Source organism: Mesorhizobium sp. M2A.F.Ca.ET.039.01.1.1, from assembly GCF_003998035.1.
Taxonomy (GTDB): domain Bacteria; phylum Pseudomonadota; class Alphaproteobacteria; order Rhizobiales; family Rhizobiaceae; genus Mesorhizobium.
In genome coordinates this window covers 1-3,866 of record NZ_RZRY01000596.1, presented here as the reverse complement: position 1 = coordinate 3,866, position 3,866 = coordinate 1, and the positions used below count along the sequence as shown (strand labels likewise).

Sequence of the window (3,866 nt, the reverse complement as noted above, 5' to 3'; positions counted from 1 at the left end):
GTCTCAAGCAGACGCTTGAGAACCCGTGGGAAGCCTTCGCGCGCAACCATCCGGTCGGCAGCCAGGTCGAGGGCGAGGTCAAGAACAAGACCGAGTTCGGCCTGTTCATCGGCCTGGAAGGCGACGTGGACGGCATGGTGCACCTGTCCGACCTCGACTGGACCCGTCCGGGCGAGCAGGTCATCGAAGAGTACAATCGCGGCGACATGGTCAAGGCGCAGGTGCTCGACGTCGACATCGAGAAGGAACGCATCTCGCTCGGCATCAAGCAGCTGGCCCGCGACACGGTCGGCGAAGCGGCCAATAGCGGCGAGCTGCGCAAGAACGCCGTCGTCACCTGCGAGGTCATCGGCGTGAAGGATGGCGGTCTGGACGTGCGGCTGGTCGACAGCGGCATCGAGACCTTCATCAAGCGCTCCGACCTTTCGCGCGACCGCGACGAGCAGCGCCCCGAGCGCTTCACCGTCGGCCAGAAGGTCGACGCCCGCGTCATCGCCTTCGACAAGAAGACCCGCAAGCTGCAGGTCTCGATCAAGGCGCTGGAAATCGCCGAGGAGAAGGAAGCGGTCGCCCAGTACGGCTCGACCGACTCCGGCGCCTCGCTTGGCGACATCCTGGGCGCGGCGCTGAAGAAGCAGGGTAACTAAGCCCTTTCGCTTCGCGAATAACAAAACCCCGCCGGAGCGATCCGGCGGGGTTTTCTTTTGTCGGGATATCAGAGCAATTCCAGGAAAAGTGTCAGCGGTTTTCCGTCCGGAATTGCGTAAAAAAAGAGATAGAGCTCAGGCCCTGCCGTAGAGCGGGACCAGCGTGCCGCTCATGGCCTGGTTTGCGGGCGAGGCCAGGTAAGCGATCGCTTCCGCAGCTGCTTCAAGGCTGACCCATTTGGCGAAATCGGCGTCCGGCATGGCTTCGCGGTTGGCCTGCGAGTCGAGCGTCGAGGGGGCCACGGCGTTGACCAGTATGCCCTTGTGCTTCAACTCCTCGGCCATCGCCACCGTCATTGCCGCGACCGCGGCCTTGCTCGCCGTATAGGCGACCATGCCCGAACCTTTGCGCGGTTCCAGGCCGGCGCGCGCGGTAACGTTGACGATGCGGCCGGCCGTGTCGGACGCCAGCAGCGAGCGCACCGCGGCGCGGCTGCACAGGAAGGTCGTGCGGGCGTTGGTGTCCATCATTTCGGCGAAGGAGGCCGACTCGATCTTTTCGACCGGCGCCATGGTGAAGCCGCCGGCAAGATGGATCGAGGCCCAGAGCTCGGGCACCTGATGGTAGAAGGCCTCGACCTTGGCCGAATCCGACAGGTCGACATTGTGCGCCAGATGCACGCTGGCGTGGGCTGCGTAGGGAAAATGCGGCGGGGCCGCCGCGTGGGCATTGGGCACGTGGCAGATCGCGCCTTGCTCCAGCAATCTGCCGACAACCGCGCCGCCGAGCGCCCCAGTGCCGCCCGTGATCACGACATGTCTGCCGTTAAGCGTTTCCGTCATACTTTGAGCGCTCCTGTCATTTTTTTATGATTATATCTCGGGTTATGCCGCCCCAGGCTGGAACGTCGCGCCTTTCGCGCTGTCACTCAATTGAAATATCGACATGGCTGGCGCAGCGTCTTTGCATGTGTGGGGGGTCGTGGCCGGTGACGACAATTGCCGACCCGCCGGCGCCGTCCGGGCGACGGCCGCACCAGCCTTTCAGTCGACGGTGATTTCGATGACGCGCGGCTTGCCGGCCGCCCGCGCGCGCTTCAGCGCCTCGGCCAGATCAGCGGTTCCGGTCAACCGCTCGGCCGCGATGCCATAGGCCTCGGCGAGCTTGCAGAAATCCGGCGGCGCCGGCGAGACGCCGACCGGCTCGACACCGACGTCGAGCATCGAGGTCTCGATCTCGCGATAGCCGCGATTGTTCCAGACGACGAAGATCACCGGCGTTTCGGCATCGAGCGCGGCGCCGATCTCCGGCAGGGTGAACTGGAAGCCGCCATCGCCGGTGAGGCACACCACGGGCGCTTCCGGAACGGCAAGCGCTGCGCCGATCGCCGCCGGCGGACCATAGCCCAGCGCGCCGAAGCCGGTCGCGGCGTTGAACCAGCCGCCGGGGCGGTCATGGTCGTAATAGAGGTTGGCGGCATAGATCGGCTGGGTCGAATCGCCGACGATGATGGTGCCCTGCAGCGCGTCGCGGATCATCTCCACCGCGCGCACCTGCGCCAGGTATTCGGGCTTCAGTTCGGCCCGCGCGGCCTGGCGCGTCGCGGCGGCGCGAGCCTCGCCATCCCCAGCCGCAACATGACCGGGCCCGACCGCCGCAAGCAAAGCCTCGATGCCCTCGGCGCAATCGGCCTGGATGCCGACCGTCACCGGCCGGCGCGCGATCTGGTCGGCGCCGATATCAATGCGGATCAGGTTCCTGGGCAGCACGAAGCCGCCATCGCCATAGCCGTCATAATCGGTCGGGCCGAATTCGGTGCCGGCGGCGATCACCAGATCGGCGTCCGCCATCAGCGCGCGCACCGCCTTGAGGCTGGGGCTGGCCGGCACGCAAAGCGGATGGCCGTGCATCAGGCCGCGCGCATTGACGGTCTCGACCACGGGAGCGCCGAGCGCCTCGGCCAGGCGTTGCAACGCCGCGTCGGCCTTCCTGGCGCCGCCGCCAGCGAGGATCAGTGGACGGCTGGCGGCCCTGATCAACTTCGCCGCCTCGGCGATCGCCGCCGCGTCCGGCGCCGGCGGCGCGGCGTTGCTCAGCGCCGCCGCTATGCCGTCGGCGGGCTTGACCATGACGTCGGTGGGGATCTCGATATGCACCGGCCCCGGCCGAGCCGACGAGAACAGCGCGAAGGCGCGGGCGAGCGCGCCCGGCAATTGCCCGGCCTCGGTGAGGCGCTCGGAAGACAGCGCGACCTTTTCCATCATGCCGCGCTGGTCGGGCAACTCATGCAGGTAGCCGAGACCCTTGCCCAGCGTATCGGTGGCGTTGACGCCTGAGATGACCAGCATCGGCACGGAATCGGCACGCGCCTGGCCCATGGCGGTGATGGTGTTGGTCAGCCCCGGTCCGGTGATGACGAAGGCGACGCCCGGCCGGCCGCCGGCGCGCGCATAGCCGTCGGCCATGAAGCCGGCGCCCTGCTCGTGGCGCGGCGTGACATGACGGATCCTCGAACGCGCCAGGCCGCGATAGAGCTCGACCGTATGCACGCCCGGAATGCCGAAGACGGTGTCGACGCCATGCGCTTCGAGCAAGGTGATCAGCGCTTCGCCGATGGTGGTCATTGGTCTTCTCCCGTTACAGCGAGTCACTGTTCCAGCGACCCGCTCTATCTCTTCTCTCTTACGCAATTCCGGACGGAAAACCGCTTCTCACCTTTCCTGGAATTGCTTTTTTTCCTACGCAATTCCGGACGGAAAACCGCTTCACTTTTCCTGGAATTGCTTTTCCGGCGCGAGGCCGAGCTCGGCCTCTATGGCTTTGATGCCGATCGCCGCCAATTCGCCAGACGAGAACATCTCGCCGGCCAGGCAGCCTTCGATCCAGAGCCCGTCGATGATGGCGTTGATGGCGATGGCATGGTGGCGCAGTTCGCTTGCGTCCGGCTTACGCCGTTCGGCGGCGAGCACTTCGGCCACGACCCCTTCCACCTCGTTGCGAAAGCCGAGATAGCCCTCCCGGTGGGCGCGGGCGAGCGTCGGATCGGCGCCGGCACGGCCGATGAAGGTCGCCCAGAGCGAAAACACCCGCTGATCGATGATCGGCGCGTTGAGATTGGCGGTGACGAAGGCGGCAAGTCGCCGGCGGGGCGAGGCGTCTTCCATCAGCAATGCCGCTTTCGCCTGCTCGGTCATGCGGCCCATCAACGCCGCATAGGC

General features: G+C 66.2%; 4 protein-coding genes. 1 reads left to right on the top strand and 3 read right to left on the bottom strand.

All coding sequences use genetic code 11. The annotated features are described in order from the left end of the window. On the top strand, positions 1-647 hold a 647-nt coding region (locus EOA24_RS30065; RefSeq protein WP_127410382.1), incomplete at its 5' end, for a S1 RNA-binding domain-containing protein. A gap of 135 nt (positions 648-782) precedes the next feature. Here EOA24_RS30065 and EOA24_RS30060 read toward each other — a convergent pair. The 3 genes from EOA24_RS30060 to EOA24_RS30050 form a co-directional block, all read right to left on the bottom strand. Continuing rightward, positions 783-1,490, bottom strand: a complete 708-nt coding sequence (locus tag EOA24_RS30060) for an SDR family NAD(P)-dependent oxidoreductase (RefSeq protein WP_127256780.1) — start codon at positions 1,488-1,490, stop codon at positions 783-785. 201 nt (positions 1,491-1,691) lie between these two features. Continuing rightward, positions 1,692-3,272, bottom strand: a complete 1,581-nt coding sequence (locus EOA24_RS30055) for a 5-guanidino-2-oxopentanoate decarboxylase (RefSeq protein ID WP_127256778.1) — start codon at positions 3,270-3,272, stop codon at positions 1,692-1,694. Between the two features lie 141 nt (positions 3,273-3,413). Beyond that, on the bottom strand, positions 3,414-3,866 hold a 453-nt coding region (locus EOA24_RS30050), incomplete at its 5' end, for a TetR family transcriptional regulator C-terminal domain-containing protein (protein WP_127410381.1).